Source organism: Leucobacter sp. BZR 635 (assembly GCF_048061935.2).
GTDB lineage: Bacteria > Actinomycetota > Actinomycetes > Actinomycetales > Microbacteriaceae > Leucobacter.
This window is the reverse complement of the sequence record NZ_JBLUNZ020000031.1, coordinates 14,266-28,186: the sequence shown is the minus strand read 5'-3', so window position 1 is coordinate 28,186 and position 13,921 is coordinate 14,266. Positions and strand designations below refer to the sequence as shown.

At 69.2% G+C, this 13,921-nt stretch carries 13 protein-coding genes; 7 read left to right on the top strand and 6 right to left on the bottom strand.

Annotated features, from left to right (window positions below):
- Positions 1 to 212 precede the first annotated feature (212 nt).
- From ACI1US_RS06205 to ACI1US_RS06190, 4 genes are all read left to right on the top strand, one after another.
- Entirely contained in the window at positions 213 to 845 is a 633-nt protein-coding gene (locus ACI1US_RS06205) for a hypothetical protein (protein WP_461639055.1), read from the top strand.
- Between the two features lie 62 nt (positions 846 to 907).
- A complete protein-coding gene (locus ACI1US_RS06200) occupies positions 908 to 1,525 on the top strand; it encodes a hypothetical protein (RefSeq protein WP_461639053.1) in 618 nt (205 codons plus the stop codon).
- Entirely contained in the window at positions 1,522 to 1,749 is a 228-nt protein-coding gene (locus tag ACI1US_RS06195; RefSeq protein ID WP_461639051.1) for a helix-turn-helix domain-containing protein, read from the top strand. The genes ACI1US_RS06200 and ACI1US_RS06195 overlap by 4 nt, the downstream gene beginning before the upstream one ends.
- A 91-nt stretch (positions 1,750 to 1,840) precedes the next feature.
- Positions 1,841 to 2,425 carry a TetR/AcrR family transcriptional regulator gene (locus ACI1US_RS06190; protein WP_461639049.1) on the top strand — a complete coding sequence of 195 codons (585 nt, stop codon included), beginning with the start codon at positions 1,841 to 1,843 and terminating at the stop codon, positions 2,423 to 2,425.
- A gap of 233 nt (positions 2,426 to 2,658) precedes the next feature.
- On the opposite strand, the gene ACI1US_RS06185 is transcribed toward ACI1US_RS06190, so the two are convergent.
- The 6 genes from ACI1US_RS06185 to ACI1US_RS06160 all read right to left on the bottom strand — a co-directional run bounded on the left by ACI1US_RS06185 (position 2,659) and on the right by ACI1US_RS06160 (position 10,952).
- Positions 2,659 to 3,447 (bottom strand): NUDIX hydrolase, encoded by a 789-nt coding sequence (locus ACI1US_RS06185; protein ID WP_461639047.1) that lies wholly within the window; start codon positions 3,445 to 3,447, stop codon positions 2,659 to 2,661.
- 3 nt (positions 3,448 to 3,450) lie between these two features.
- Positions 3,451 to 4,269: an HpcH/HpaI aldolase/citrate lyase family protein gene (locus ACI1US_RS06180; RefSeq protein ID WP_416549841.1), complete on the bottom strand. Its 819-nt coding sequence runs from the start codon at positions 4,267 to 4,269 to the stop codon at positions 3,451 to 3,453.
- The gene (locus ACI1US_RS06175; protein ID WP_416549842.1) at positions 4,266 to 4,796 is read right to left on the bottom strand and encodes a MaoC family dehydratase; all 531 of its coding nucleotides are present in this window, start codon (positions 4,794 to 4,796) and stop codon (positions 4,266 to 4,268) included. Before ACI1US_RS06175 ends, ACI1US_RS06180 begins: the two co-directional genes overlap by 4 nt.
- Positions 4,793 to 6,991: an acetyl/propionyl/methylcrotonyl-CoA carboxylase subunit alpha gene (locus tag ACI1US_RS06170; protein ID WP_416549843.1), complete on the bottom strand. Its 2,199-nt coding sequence runs from the start codon at positions 6,989 to 6,991 to the stop codon at positions 4,793 to 4,795. Before ACI1US_RS06170 ends, ACI1US_RS06175 begins: the two co-directional genes overlap by 4 nt.
- On the bottom strand, positions 6,991 to 8,598 hold the full coding sequence (locus ACI1US_RS06165) for a carboxyl transferase domain-containing protein (RefSeq protein ID WP_416549844.1): 1,608 nt from the start codon (positions 8,596 to 8,598) through the stop codon (positions 6,991 to 6,993). The genes ACI1US_RS06170 and ACI1US_RS06165 overlap by 1 nt, the downstream gene beginning before the upstream one ends.
- A gap of 386 nt (positions 8,599 to 8,984) precedes the next feature.
- Entirely contained in the window at positions 8,985 to 10,952 is a 1,968-nt protein-coding gene (locus ACI1US_RS06160) for an RCC1 domain-containing protein (protein WP_461639043.1), read from the bottom strand.
- Between the two features lie 249 nt (positions 10,953 to 11,201).
- Here ACI1US_RS06160 and ACI1US_RS06155 point away from each other — a divergent pair, with 249 nt between their 5' ends.
- The 3 genes from ACI1US_RS06155 to ACI1US_RS06145 all read left to right on the top strand — a co-directional run bounded on the left by ACI1US_RS06155 (position 11,202) and on the right by ACI1US_RS06145 (position 13,918).
- Positions 11,202 to 12,074, top strand: a complete 873-nt coding sequence (locus tag ACI1US_RS06155; RefSeq protein ID WP_461639041.1) for a MurR/RpiR family transcriptional regulator — start codon at positions 11,202 to 11,204, stop codon at positions 12,072 to 12,074.
- A gap of 300 nt (positions 12,075 to 12,374) precedes the next feature.
- Positions 12,375 to 13,064 carry a tyrosine-protein phosphatase gene (locus ACI1US_RS06150; RefSeq protein ID WP_461639039.1) on the top strand — a complete coding sequence of 230 codons (690 nt, stop codon included), beginning with the start codon at positions 12,375 to 12,377 and terminating at the stop codon, positions 13,062 to 13,064.
- On the top strand, positions 13,061 to 13,918 hold the full coding sequence (locus ACI1US_RS06145; protein ID WP_461639037.1) for a metallophosphoesterase family protein: 858 nt from the start codon (positions 13,061 to 13,063) through the stop codon (positions 13,916 to 13,918). The genes ACI1US_RS06150 and ACI1US_RS06145 overlap by 4 nt, the downstream gene beginning before the upstream one ends.
- The last annotated feature ends 3 nt before the right edge of the window (positions 13,919 to 13,921 follow it).

Genomic DNA, 13,921 nt, shown 5'->3' with positions numbered 1-13,921 from the left:
CGCACGGAGTGTGGATCCGCCGATGCATCCAGGCTACGCGCAGCGGGGGCTACTTGGGGCCGTGTTCGCCAGAGGCGTGACGCGCGGGATCGGGCACCACCCCGCCACCTCTCACCCCCAAATGCCGGACTTGACATCCCTTGCGATCCGACATTAGTTTATCGATAAGCGATAACAACGATAATCGATAACACACCCGAAGGGACGAAGGCATGTCCACCACAGAGAACAGCAGCACTGCTACGCCATATGCTCCGGCGACCGCGGACCGCTTCGCCCTCGGGGCCCTCATGGCCATCGGCGCGCTCATCGGAGTCGAGCGGGCAGTAGGTCTCGTAATGCGCATTGTCAGCATCACGGGCCCGGGGCCGCACCGAGCACCCATCACGCCGCGAAACCTCGAGGCTGCAGTGCCGCTCGGTTCGGGCGATGCCGTCGCAGCTGAGATCACTGCTGGCACCCTGACCGTGGCTCAGCTGGCGGGAGCTGAGGCTGGTTTGCTCCTCGCCAAAGAGATCCTGACATTCCTCGCCATTGCGACCATCATCATCTGCTTGATCCTGCTCGCAAGAAACACGCTTCGTGGCGCGATATTCCAGCGCAGGAACACCGTTCTACTCACTGTGGCTGGCATTGCAGCCGCCTTCGGCTATGGCATCAGCCACTTCCTCGGGCAGCTGGCCTCGAACGAGATCATCAGCAGGCTCTCGGTCGGCAAGCCAGCCGTGTATGGCAGCAGCGGGGACATGATGCCCTACTTCCTGGGATTCTTCGCCTTCGGCATCGTGACCATCGCCTACGCCATTGGCGCAAGGATGCAGCGCGAAACCGAGGGGCTCGTGTAATCCAACACCTCTCCAGCCCGGCCCAACTCACCTGCCCCATCACCCCACAAGGACCCACACGCATGAGCGCCCCCTCCAACTACCGCCCGGCCAAGGCCGACCGCGTCGCCCTCGTGATCCTCATGCTGCTCGGCGCGGCCATCATCATCGCAAGCGCGATCGACTTCGTAACGAGCACGGTGCGCACGCTGGGTCCCGGCCCGCACACAGTCAGCCCGACATTCTTCGAACTCCCCGCCAAGCTCCCGCTCGGCCCGGGCGGCAGCGACGTCTCCGCGGTGGTGACCGCAGCAACCGTCGACCTGCCCGCGCTCGTGGCACCGGCAACCGGATTCCTCATCGCCGAGCAGGCAACGCGCTTCGTCGCCATCACGACGGTGATCGTGTGCCTCCTCATCCTCGGAAAGCGGGCGCTGCGCGGCGTCTTCTTCGGGCGCAGTAGCACCGCCCTCATCGTGACCACCGGCTTCGCGGCAATCTTCGGCGTGATGCTCCCGCCGATCCTCGGCCAAATGGGAACAACAGAGGCGCTCCTCGACCTCTCTGAGGGCGACTACTTCAGCTTCGGCGTCTCCGCGAACCCCGTCTACTTCTTCGTCGCGATCTTTGTCTTCGGCATCATCGCGACCGCCTACTCCGTTGGCGCGCGCATCCAGCGGGAGACCGAGGGGCTCGTATGAGCCCGGCGGAACCCGAGGAGGGGCACGCGATCCGCTGCCGGCTCGACGAGCTTCTCGCCGAGCGCGGCATGACGCTCACCGAACTCAGCGAGCGCGTCGGGGTGAGCATCGTGAACCTGTCGGTCCTGAAGAACGACCGTGCGCGCGCGATCCGCTTCTCGACCCTCACCGCGATCTGCCGGGCGCTCGACTGCGAGGTGGGCGAACTGCTCGTCGTGGCGTAGCATCGGGAACGATCACTCCAACGGTTACCGTTCAATAACCGGAGTCGCCCGTACTGTCGGCAAAAGCGTGTGCTGGGCTACGATGATCAACATGTCAGCATTGCCAAGGGAGCTTGCAAAGGCGCAGCGCCGCGAACGGTATCTCGAGGCCGCGGCGACGCTGATCGCCGAACGCGGCTTCAGCGGCGTCTCGATCGACCTCCTCGGCTCCGCGGTTGGCGTGAGCGGGCCAGCGCTCTACCGGCACTTCTCGAGCAAAGAGGATATTCTCACCCAGTTGCTCGTTGGTGCGAGCGAGCGGCTGCTCGCAGGGTACGAGGCAATCATCGATGAGGAACTCGGCGATGAAGAGACCCTCCACCGCCTCGTCGACTTCCACCTCGACTTCGCCACGAACGAACGCAACGTGATCCTGGCGCAGGAACGAGAGCTGGGGAATCTCCCCGACGAGCCTCGCCATCAGGTCCGCAGCCTGCAGCGCCGCTACGTCAATGGCTGGGTTGAGGTTGCCGAGCGACTCATGCCCGACGCCAGCCGCGCTGATCTCACCGTGCGACTCCACGCGGTCTTCGGCCTGCTGAACTCGACCCCGTACAGCGGCTCGCTCGCCTCGCCCACGCGAGTGCGCAGCATCCTCGCCGAGATGGCGCTCAGCAACCTGCTCGCGGCGAAGTAGCTGCGGCGCGGGTCACTGCGGCGCGGGTGTCCAGGCTGCTGCCCGCGCATCCATTCCGACCCTATTTTTCCTAGGTGAGCCTTATGCGGGCGGCGCAGGGCTCGGAATAGAAAAATAGGGGCAGTGAGGACGAGCGCAAGGGCGGCAGGGCGGGCGCAAGGGGCGCCGCGGGCCGAGCGAAAGCCGGGCGCGGGCCGAGCGAAAGCCGAGCGGAGGCCGAGCGGAGGCCGCCGCTAACCCTCGAGTTCGTGGTGGCCCGCGTCCTTTGGGCGGAACTCGGTGAGACCGTAGCCCGCCTCGGCGGGGATCCGCACCACGGGCGCGCCATCGTCAGCGAAGCCAATGGTCGGCTGCACCGGGACCCGGGGAAAACTCGGGGCCGCGGCGAGCACCTCGTCCACGGTTCCGTGTTCGCCCAGCCGTTTGAGGTTCATGAGCGTGGGGAGCAGCAGCATCTCGCTCGTAAGCTCCGCGACCTCGTCGGGCCGAACCCAGCGAATCGCCACCGCCTCCACGCCATCGGCAGTGGGCTCCTGCTCCTCCGGGGCGCGTGCTACAAAGAAATCAGTGTCGAAGCGGCGCCGCCCGCCCTCTGGCGTGATCCACCGCCCAAACGGCACAATCTCTTCGGCGGCGAGCTGCGCACCCGCCCGCGCAAGCACCCCGGCGAGACCCGCCTCGCCGGCCGCAGCGGGGGTGGGAACAGCGCTTTCCGGGAGGAGTCGGCCGCCCCGGTCGCGGGCGAGGAGCACGCCGACCTCTTCCCATGTTTCGCGAACCGCTGTCACCTTCAGCGCGGCTTCCTCGGTTGCGGGGACGAGGTTTTCAGTCCCGGGCCACTCCCAATCCGCTTGCTCAAGCACCCCACCAGGAAACACGAGGGCAGAGGGGAAGGCGCCACGCGAGCTGCCGCGACGCAGCATGAGCACCCGCAGTGGATCGTCGCGCACCAACAGCAGCGACGCCGAGCGCCGCGGCACCACGGGGGTGCGTGGTTGCCCGGAGTACGGCTGGCCGGTCATCGGTCAGTCCGCCGCCCCCGCGGCCCCGGCGGCCTCGGCAATGCGGCGGGCCTGGCGCAGCAGCGGTTCGTCGATCATCTGCCCATTGTAGGCAAACACCCCGCTGGTGGCCGCGCTTGCGGTGTCGAGCACGCCCGTGGCCCACGCGATCGCCGCTGCACCGGGCAGATAGGCCTCGCGGAGGATCGGCACCTGTCGCGGGTGCAAGCACATCGCCCCGCGAAACCCCGAGCCTGCCGCTTCGGTCGCCTCCTCACGGAGGCCGTCGTCGTCAGCGAGGTTGGTGTGCACGGTGTCGTAGGCGGGCTTGCCTGCCGCGGCAGCGGCGAGCAGCACCCGCGACCGGGCATACTGCGCGAGCTCGCCGAAGCGGCCGTCGGCGGTGCGACTGCTGAAGCCACCGATCGCGGCCACGAGGTCTTCCGCACCCCAGGTGAGGGCGGTCACGCGCGGCTCGGCGGCAAGCGCGTCGACGTCGCGGACACCGACGGGCGTCTCACACAGCGCGATCACGTCGTACCCGTCGAGGCCGTCGAGATCGCCGGGGGTTTCGGCCTTCGGCAGCATGACCGTGCGGTACGCGGTCTGCGCGAGCGCCTCCAAGTCGGCGGCGTGGAACTCGGAGCCGCTCGGGTTCACCCGCACGATGACTCGCTCGGGGTCGAGCGGGGTCGCGATGAGCGCCGCACGCGCGGCGGGCTTATCCGCCGGCGCGACAGCGTCTTCGAGGTCAATGATCACGGTGTCCGCGCGCTCGGCCGCCTTGCTGTAGCGGTCGGGGCGGTCGCCCGGGCAGAACAGCAGGGCGGGCCCGGCGATCATGCGGCACCGCCTGCTGCGGGTTCTGGATCCTCCGGCCCCCCGAGCCCGGACGCCCCGTCAGGGCGGCAGAGCATGAGGGTCGAGCGGCGCGCGATCGCGACGACGTTGCCGTGCTGGTCGCGCGCGGTGTGCTCGAACTCGACAACGCCCTGGCCGGGGCGCGACTGTGAGAGGCGCTTGCCGACGATGAGCGTCTCGGCGGTCATGGTGTCGCCCGCGCGCATCGGGGAGGGGAAGCGGATATCGGTCATCCCGAGGTTCGCGACGATGGTGCCCTGTGTGAGCTGAGCGACTGACAGGCCGACCATCGTTGACAGCGTGAACATGCTGTTCACGAGCCGCTCGCCGAACTCGGTATCGGCGGCCCACTCGGCGTCGAGGTGGAGCGACTGCGGGTTCATCGTCATCGTCGTGAACAACACGTTGTCAGCCTCGGTCACCGTGCGAGCCGGGGCGTGAACGAACACATCACCCTCTTCGAACTCCTCGAAGTACCGCCCGCGCTGCTCGAATCTGCGTCCGCTCATCGTCCCGCACCTTCCTTGGCCGTTTCGGCCGATTGTAGTTCCCGTTCCTCGGAGCCCGCACCGGAGTTCGCGCCGGCGCTAGCTCCGGCACCGCCCTCAGCCTCCGCCACCGGCAACACCTCTGCGAGCACCTCGTTCGCGCCCACCTGTTGGCCGGCCGCGACGCGCAGTACGAGAGTGCCGTCCACGGGCGCGCGCAGCACGTGTTCCATCTTCATCGCTTCGACGCTGAGCACGGGCTGGCCCGCGGCAACGATCGCGCCGTCCTCCGCGTGGATCGCAACGACCGCACCGGGCATCGGCGACAGCAGCTCGGGTGCAGCGGCGTCGCTCCGCGCGACCCGCTCAAGCACGACGTCTTCGAAGCGCCATGCGGCGCCGTCGCTTGCGAGGCGCAGCGCCCCGTCGATGCTGCCGGGCCGCGCGCTCACAGCCCGCGGATCGAACGCGAAGTGCACGCGCGCGCTCCGGCCGTCGAGGTGCACCTGGGCGGTGCCGGCGGCGGATCCCGGCCCACCGGCAGCGGATCCCGCGGCACCGGATCCGGCGGCAGCGGATCCAACGCCCGCAGCACGAGCACCGTCGAGCCGAACGCTCCCCGCGCGCCACTCGCCGTCCTCGATCCGCACCCGCGCGGCACCGGGCGCGCCCGCGACGAACACGGTGCGCGTCGTATCGGCTGCCCCCGCGACACGGAGCCGGAAGCGCGCCGCAGCGTGCTCGCCGACGCGCCAGCCGAGGCCCGCGGCTCCGGGCGCGCGGCCTGCGACCTCGCGCGCATGCAGCACGAGGGCGGCCGCCGCGAAGGCGTCATCATCGGCATCGCGGAACGCGAGTTCCCCGGCGACGCGCTCGATGAGGGCAGTGTCGAGCAGCCCCGCACGCACGTCGGGGTCGTCGAGCAGCAGCCGAAGAAACTCAACATTCGTGTCGACGCCGAGCGTCACGGTTTCCGCGAGCGCGCCCTGCAAGAGCCGGATCGCTCCGGCGCGGTCGCTCGCCCAGGTGATGACCTTCGCGAGCATCGGATCGTAGTCCGAGCTGATGCGCGCGCCCTCGGTGAGCGCGGCGTCGACGCGGATCCCCGTGCCCGAGGGCAACGAGACCGATTCGAGGACGCCGCCGGTGGGGAGGAAGCCGGCTCGCGGATCCTCCGCATAAATGCGCGCCTCGATCGAGTGGCCGGTGATCTGCACGTCGTCCTGTGTGAGACCGAGCGGTTCGCCCGCTGCGATGCGCAGCTGGGCGGCGACGAGATCCACACCCGTGACTTCCTCGGTGACGGGGTGCTCAACCTGGAGCCTGGTGTTCATCTCCATGAACGCGAACTCTTCGGGGTCGTCGGCAGAGACGATGAACTCGACCGTGCCGACGCCCAGGTAGTCGACGCTGCGCGCCGTCTCGACCGCGGCGTCAGCGAGCCTGGCACGCAGCTCGTCGGTGAGGTTCGGCGCCGGGGCCTCCTCGATGACCTTCTGGTGCCGCCGCTGCAGCGAGCACTCGCGCTCGCCGAGGTGGATCACGGTGCCGTGGCTGTCGGCGACGACCTGCACCTCGATGTGGCGGGGCCTGGCGATGAGCCGCTCGAGAAACAGCGTGTCGTCGCCGAACGACGCCTTCGCCTCTCGCCTGGCGGTTTCGAGGGCTGCGGGCAGATCCTCCGCGCGGTCGACCGCGTGCATTCCCTTGCCGCCGCCGCCCGCGGCCGGCTTCACGAGCACGGGGAACGTGAGCCTCGCGGATCGGGCGACGAGCTCGTCGTTATCGAGCCCGGGTTCCGAGACACCGGGCACGACCGGCACGCCGCGCACCGACACCCGCTCGCGGGCGCGGATCTTGTCACCCATGACCTCGAGGGCCTCGACGCTGGGCCCGACGAACACGATGCCCGCTGCGGCGCAGGCAAGCGCGAGCGCTGGCTGCTCGGAGAGGAAGCCGTAGCCGGGGTGGATCGCCTCGGCACCGGTCGCCTGCGCTGCGGCGATGATCTGCCGCACGCTGAGGTAGCCGCCGGCAGACCCGGGTTCGGTGCCGTCGAGCGCGACGGCCGTGTCAGCGAGCCTGACGTGCGGCGCGTCCGCGTCGGCGGCGCTGAAGACCGCGACCGAGCGGACGCCTAGCTCGCGCAGCGTCTTGATAATCCTGCAGGCGATCTCGCCGCGGTTTGCAATAAGTACTGAAGAGAACATTGCCATCACATCCGAAAGATTCCATAGCCGGTCTCCGCGAGCGGCGCCCGCGAAACAGTGTCGAGCGCGAGGCCGAGCACCCCGCGGGTGACGAGCGGATCGATGATCCCGTCGTCCCACAGCCGCGCACTCGCGTACCGCGCATCACTCTGCGTGGCGAAGCGCTCGAGCGTGGGCCGCGAGAACTCGGCCTCCTCCTCGGCGCTCCACGTGCCGCCCTTCGCCTCGATCTGATCGCGCTTCACGGTCGCAAGCACGGACGCCGCCTGTGGCCCGCCCATCACGCCGATCTTCGACGTCGGCCACATCCAGAGGAACCGCGGGGAATACGCGCGGCCGCTCATCGCGTAGTTGCCCGCGCCGAAGGATCCGCCGACGATGACGGTGAGCTTCGGCACCCGCGCACACGCGACCGCCGTCACCATCTTTGCTCCGTGCTTGGCGATGCCGCCGCGCTCGTACTCGCGGCCCACCATGAACCCCGAGAGGTTTTGCAGGAACACGAGGGGGATCTTGCGGGTGTCGCACAGCTGCACGAAGTGCGCACCCTTCTGCGCGGACTCGGCAAACAGCACGCCGTTATTCGCGATGATCCCGACCGGGTGCCCCTCGATCCGCGCGAAGCCCGTCACGAGCGTCGAACCGAAGTCACGCTTAAACTCGTGGAATCGGCTGCCGTCGACGATGCGGGAGATGATTTCGCGCGCATCGTACGGCTGCTGCGGCTCGGGCGGGACAACGCCGTAGAGCTGGCTCGGGTCGACCGCGGGATCCTCCGAGGCCTCGACCTCCCAGGCGCGGGGACCGGGCGCGGGGAGCTGCGCGATGATGTCGCGCACGATCTCGAGCGCGTGCTCGTCGTTCTCCGCGAGGTGGTCGGCGACGCCGGAGTCGCGGGTGTGCGTGACGCCGCCGCCGAGCTCCTCGGCGCTCACGACCTCACCGGTCGCGGCCTTCACGAGCGGCGGGCCGCCCAGGAAGATCGTGCCCTGCTCGCGCACGATGACGACCTCGTCGCTCATCGCCGGGACGTACGCGCCGCCGGCGGTGCTCGACCCCATCACCGCGGCGATCTGCGCGATGCCGCGGGCCGACATGCGTGCCTGGTTGTAGAAGATCCGGCCGAAGTGCTCGCGGTCGGGGAAGACGTCGTCCTGCAGCGGGAGGAACGCGCCGCCCGAGTCCACGAGACTCACGCACGGCAGCTCGTTCTCGGCCGCGATCTCCTGTGCGCGGAGGTGCTTTTTCACGGTGAGCGGCATGTAGGTGCCGCCCTTCACCGTCGCATCGTTCGCGATAATCATGACCTTGCGGCCGTGGATCTCGCCCACGGCCGTGATGAGACCCGCAGCGGGAATGTCGTCGTCGTAGACTCCGTCGGCCGCGAACGCGCCGACCTCGAGCAGCGGGCTGCCGCGATCCACGAGGCGCTCGACGCGCTCGCGCGGCAGCAGCTTGCCGCGGCCCACGTGGCGCTCGCGCGACGCTTCGCTGCCACCGAGCGAAATCTCGGCGAGGCGCGTACGCATGTCGGCGACGGCGGCGAGGTGCGCGGCCTCGTTCGCGCGATACTCCGCGCTCGCTGGCCTCGCCTGGCTTGTGAGGGTCTCCATCGACGCTCCCCTTTCGGTGCGTTCCCGGGAGGCTCGCGCCGCCCGGCCGTACCGAAAGGTTAGCGGTCACTAACTCAAATGTCTAGCGCAGTTGCGAATTCACATGGGCTCTGCGGCGTCGAGGGTGCGCACCCGATCGATCGGCCACGATGCTGCCCCACGCGAATCCCCCACCCCCGAGCCTCCAAACCCCCACATCCCGCACCCCACACCCCACACCCCCGTGTAATCCATTCCGACCCCATTTCGGGGCTCGCAAGGGTCGGTCTGAATACATCGGGGAGGTGAGGATGGGAGGGGCGGCCCCGCGAACCAGGCAGCCCCGCACAACCACGTGCGGCGGCAACCGCAGTTGCCACCGCTCGTGATCCCGTCGATCCGGGGGATCAGCCCCGCCGCTTCGCCGCCCGCGCGGCGAAGGCACCCCACGCCGCAAGCATCGCGCCGAGCCCGAGGAGCACAGCGCCGAATCCCAGCACAGAACCCCCAGCTGGCGATCCCGACGCCGCGAGCCCTGGGGCCCCCGGCCCGGTCCCGCCGCCGCCCGCGCCCGGGCCGGGCTTCTCGCCCTCGCCCGGATCCGGGTCTGGGCCAGCGGGTTCGGTGACACTCAGCAGCGCGGTGCCCGACACCACTGTTCCTGCCTCATTCGTCGCGGTCGCGCGGAAGAGGAGCCCGTCGTGATCCGCGGTCGTGGCGACGCTGAGCGTGAGCCCGTCGGTGCCCGGTGTCATGCCAGCAGATGCCGTAGCGGCTTCCCAGGTCTTCCCACCGTCGTGCGAAACCTCCCAGACCACCGCGGGCGTGGGCGTGCCCGTTGCGGTCACCGAGAATGTTGCCGTCGCACCGGCCACGACGCTCTGCGGGGCGGGATCGGAGATCGTCGGCGCGGTTGCTTCCGGAACATAAGTGAAGCCCTGCGCGTAGACGATCGGGGGCTGGGGAATGCCCGCAATGCTCCACTCGACGGCGACGTCGACTGGTCCTGCCGCGTGCGCCGGGGTGAGCACTGAGAGCGTGCCGTCTCCCGCGGTTTCCAGCGCGCTTCCCGGGAGGCCGCCGAAGGTCACCTGAGCGACCTCAACAACCGGGCGCGGAACTGGCTGCAGTGTCGGGCTCGCCTCAGTGCTCCCGGCTCCGAGCTGTCCGTCGGCGTTCCGCCCCCAGGAGTACACGTTTTCGTCGTCGCCGAGCACGAGTGAGAACCCCTGATCGGTGCGCACGTCAAGCGGCAGCACTCCGTCTGGGAGCAGCACAGGGAGCGCGGCGGGCGAATTGGTCACGCCCGGTGATCCTTCGAGCCCGTCTGCGTTGGTCCCCCACGCGTAGGCTCCCCCGCCTGGGGAAAACGCAAGCGAGAAGGTGTTGCTCGCCCGCACCTGCGTCGAGACTGCCGCAGTTGCTCCGTCGGCCACCACTGGCGAGAGCTCCTGCAGTGGCTGCGTGAGCAGCCCGAGCTGGCCGTCGGCATTGCTCCCCCAGCTGAACATGCGCCCGTCGTCAGTCACCGCCAACGAGTGCAGCAGCCCCGCCGAGACCTCAGCAAACCTCACGTCGTCAGGGACGCCCACCGGGGTCGGTGCGTCTCGGTGAGCAGTGTCGCCGAGGCCAAGCTGCCCATACCCGTTCCCGCCCCAGGCGTAGACTTTCCCGTCAGAGCTGAGGGCCAGCGAGTGCGAGAACCCCGCCGAGATCTGCGTGAATGTTGCGCCCGCAGGTGCTGCCACCTTCATCGGGGCCAAGCTGCCGTGGAGATCCTCATTGGGAATTCCGACGCCGAGTTGGCCGTCCGCGTTGGATCCCCAAGAGTACAGCGTTCCGTCGCTGGCAAGCCCCAGGGAAACCACGGACCCCGCCGACACCGCTGCAAACGTCGTCCCGTCGGGTGCCGACACTCGCTGGGGGATGGGGCTGTCCTCTCTGCTGCCGGTGCCGAGCTGCCCGTTAAACCCTGCACCCCATGACCATGCGCTGCCGTCGGCCGCTATCGCAAGCGAGTGGCGTGACCCAGCGTCGATCTTGGCGAACTTCACGCCCTCCGGCATGCTGACCGGCACGGGAGACGTTTCGCCGGCGGTCGTACCGTTCCCCAGTCGGCCGTTCGCGTTCAGACCCCACGCGTACGCCGTTCCGCTCGTGCCCAGAGCAACGGAATGCTGATAGCCCGTGGTTGCAGCGACGTAGGCCTCCTCCGGAAGCGCCGGGAGCTCAACGCGCGTGCCGCCGATTACCGGCCCGGAGTCGGGCGCGGGCCCGGGGCCTGCCGCACTCGCGGGATTCACCGCTGGGGCCGCCACGAGTACGCCGGCGAGCCCGATGCCGAGTAGCAGTTTGGAGAATTTGTGTCGCATCATGTCCGGCCCCCTCAGCCGCGATGACACGCACGTTCACTCGATCGTAGGTGAGCGCCATCGCTTCCCTTAGTTACCCCAATGGTTTTCCTAAGGGTAATCTCAGAGCGTTTCGCTGTAAAGGGGCGCATGCGGGGGCAGGTGCGCGTGGCCGCCACGCATCAGCCCGGCACCTGGCCACCGGGTGAACAGCTGGCGAAGCGTTAGCGTCCACGCCGTTCCCGCGCCGTCGACCCACATACAGTGGCAGGTATGTCTCCCACGGCCGCGCCTACCTCCCAGGGACAGGATGCTTCGCCCACTGGGGCAAGCAGCACAGCGCTTGCGCTCGTGCGGGCATACGCCCCCGGCCTTGGCCACGGGGAGGGGGCGGTCGCTCGGGTGATCTTGGAACGACCGGAGGAGATTCCCTACTGGTCTACCTTGGAGCTCGCAACGGCGGCAGGCACCTCACCGGCAACGGTCATTCGCGCGTGCAAACGCCTCGGCTTCCGCGGCTACCAGCACCTGCGCATCGAGCTTGCGCGTCAAGACGCCCCGACCGAACCCGAGCAGGGCGACCGAGTCGCCAACGTGTTCGCGAGCGCGCGCGAGGCGCTCCAGCTCGGCGAACGGGCGGTGGACAGGGAGGCCGTGAAACGGGCGGCGGGCCTGATCGCAGGTGCCAGCCGGGTGATGTTTGCAGCCAACGGCTTCTCGGCACCACCACTGCAGGATGCGGCGATGCGTTTCGCTACGAGCGGCCGGCCTGTTGAAGCTCCCCTCGACATTCTCGCGCAGCAGTTCACCGCGCACACCCTAGGCCCCGGCGATGTTTGCCTCGCCCTCAGCCACTCCGGCGCAAACACCCACACGCTCGCCGCCGTCCGCACGGCGCAGCACGGCGGAGCCGCCATCATCGCGCTCTGCAGCTATGCACGAGCCCCCATCCCCGAGCTCGCCGACGTCGTGATTTCGACCGGGGCGGTCGGCCAGCAGCACGCTGTCGACCCGTTCTTTGCCCGCATCAACCACTCCGTTGCACTGCAGGCGCTCCTCGAGTCGTTCAGCGCGCTCGAGATCCCCCGCCGCAGCGGCGGCATGCGCGAGGTTGTCGCAGGCGCCCTCGCTGACGCCCCCAACTAGCCGCGGCGCATCCGCGCCCCGGCGTCCAAGCGCCGGCAGCCGCGCCCCCGGCACCGCACCCAGGCACCGCACCCCGCCAGCCGCGCCCCCGGCAGTCGCACCCCCGGCAGCCGCGCCGCCTCCCGCAACCAGCGCCGCTCGGGCACTCCCCGCATGCACGCCTGAGCTTCACGCAGGGTTGATGCTTCGTTCACGCGCCCGCTACCCCGGCCCAGGATAGTGATTCGTGAAGCGCGTTTCATCGCCGATGAAACCACACGAAACAGCGCACGACACCGAGATTCACCGGAGGGGCCAGGCGTGAACACCATCGCACTACAGGGCAGCTACAACGCACGCGGAGTCGGGGCAGAGGCAGAGCCGTGGCTCGTGCGCTCAGCTGCGCCCGACGCCATTACGCCGAACGACGAGGCGATCCTGCGAGCGGCTGGCGTTGACCTCATTCTCGATCTGCGCGAGACCGCCGAACACGGCGAGCGATTGCACCTGCTGCCGGTCGTTTCGGTACCGCTCTACGGCGAAACGCCGCCGGCTGCCGGGTCGCTCGAAGACATCTACCTTGGGCTGATCCAGCGGCGCGGGGCCGCCCTCGCCGAGGCGGTCGCGACCATTGCCGATCACCCCGGCGTCTGCCTCGTGCACTGCGCGGCGGGGAAGGATCGCACGGGGCTCGTCGTCGCGCTCGCCCGGCTCGCCGCGGGTGAATCCCGCCCGGAGGTTGTCGACGACTACACCCGCTCGGGCGAGACCGTGCGACCGGCGCGGCGCGGGCTCGTTGCTGCCCAGCTCGACGCGCTCCAGGTCTCCGGTGCCGAGCGTGCCGCCGCTGAACGGCTGCACCTCGACAGCCCTGGCGAAGCGCTCGAGACCGCGATCGCTGCGCTCGACGCGTGGGGCGGCGCAGCCGAGTACCTCCTCGCGCACGGGGTTGAGTCCTCACAGCTCGCGGCGCTGCGCGCACGAGCCGGCGCCCAGGTGGTCTCCTCGTGAGCCGCGAGAGCGGCCGCTTCACGGTGTTGCACGTGAGCGACGTCCACGCCACGGACGACTGCAGCCTCTACGGGGCAGTCGACGGGCTCGAGCGACTCGAACGGGTGGGCGAGTACGCGCGTGCGACAGGAATCACGCCCGAAGCGGTGATCATCACGGGCGACCTCGTCCAGCGCGGCAACCCAGGCGCGTACCCCGCCGTTGCCGCGGCGTGCCGCGCGCTGTCTGAGGCAGTCGCGGCTCCCGTGCTCACAGTGCTCGGCAACCACGACGATCCAATCGCTTCCCGGGTGCTTCCCGGCCATGAGACAAGCCACCGCGGGGTGTCGCTCGTTGACGGCATGCGGATCATCAGGCTCGACTCGCGCACCGGCGCTCTCGGCGGCGACCAGCTCGACTGGCTCGCTGACGTACTCGCGGAGCCGGCACCAACCGGCACCATCGTCGCGCTGCACCACGCACCCCTGGGTTCGCCGCTTCCGACGCTCAGCCGGCAGGGCCTTGCCGACGCCGAGCAGTTCCTCGCAGTGCTCTCGGGCAGCGATACGCGAGCCGTGCTCGCGGGCCACTTCCATCACTCGCTGGCGGCAACGGCCGCTGGCATCCCAGTGCTCGTCGGGCCCTCGCTCGCGTACCACCAGGTGATGGATGCCGGCCCGGATCACGTAGCGGGCCACGACGCCCCCGCGTTCTCGCTCGTGCAGTTCACGAGCCTCGGCGTAAGCGCGGCCGAGGTCTCACTCTCCGCCCACGAACCGCTCTTCAACGAGCCCGTGCGCTCACGACCTACTCCTTCCCTTGTCCCCTATGTTTCTCCGCTCACCACCACGCTTCACTCGACAGAAAGCCAGTAACAC

Excerpts from the sequence above, each read along its gene's own strand:
- ACI1US_RS06205 (WP_461639055.1), top strand. The coding sequence starts at position 213 with ATGTCCACCACAGAGAACAGCAGCACTGCTACGCCATATGCTCCGGCG.
- ACI1US_RS06195 (WP_461639051.1), top strand. The coding sequence starts at position 1,522 with ATGAGCCCGGCGGAACCCGAGGAGGGGCACGCGATCCGCTGCCGGCTC.
- ACI1US_RS06200 (WP_461639053.1), top strand. The coding sequence starts at position 908 with ATGAGCGCCCCCTCCAACTACCGCCCGGCCAAGGCCGACCGCGTCGCC.
- ACI1US_RS06190 (WP_461639049.1), top strand. The coding sequence starts at position 1,841 with ATGTCAGCATTGCCAAGGGAGCTTGCAAAGGCGCAGCGCCGCGAACGG.
- ACI1US_RS06185 (WP_461639047.1), bottom strand. The coding sequence starts at position 3,447 with ATGACCGGCCAGCCGTACTCCGGGCAACCACGCACCCCCGTGGTGCCG.
- ACI1US_RS06170 (WP_416549843.1), bottom strand. The coding sequence starts at position 6,991 with ATGGCAATGTTCTCTTCAGTACTTATTGCAAACCGCGGCGAGATCGCC.
- ACI1US_RS06155 (WP_461639041.1), top strand. The coding sequence starts at position 11,202 with ATGTCTCCCACGGCCGCGCCTACCTCCCAGGGACAGGATGCTTCGCCC.
- ACI1US_RS06175 (WP_416549842.1), bottom strand. The coding sequence starts at position 4,796 with ATGAGCGGACGCAGATTCGAGCAGCGCGGGCGGTACTTCGAGGAGTTC.
- ACI1US_RS06180 (WP_416549841.1), bottom strand. The coding sequence starts at position 4,269 with ATGATCGCCGGGCCCGCCCTGCTGTTCTGCCCGGGCGACCGCCCCGAC.
- ACI1US_RS06160 (WP_461639043.1), bottom strand. The coding sequence starts at position 10,952 with ATGATGCGACACAAATTCTCCAAACTGCTACTCGGCATCGGGCTCGCC.
- ACI1US_RS06165 (WP_416549844.1), bottom strand. The coding sequence starts at position 8,598 with ATGGAGACCCTCACAAGCCAGGCGAGGCCAGCGAGCGCGGAGTATCGC.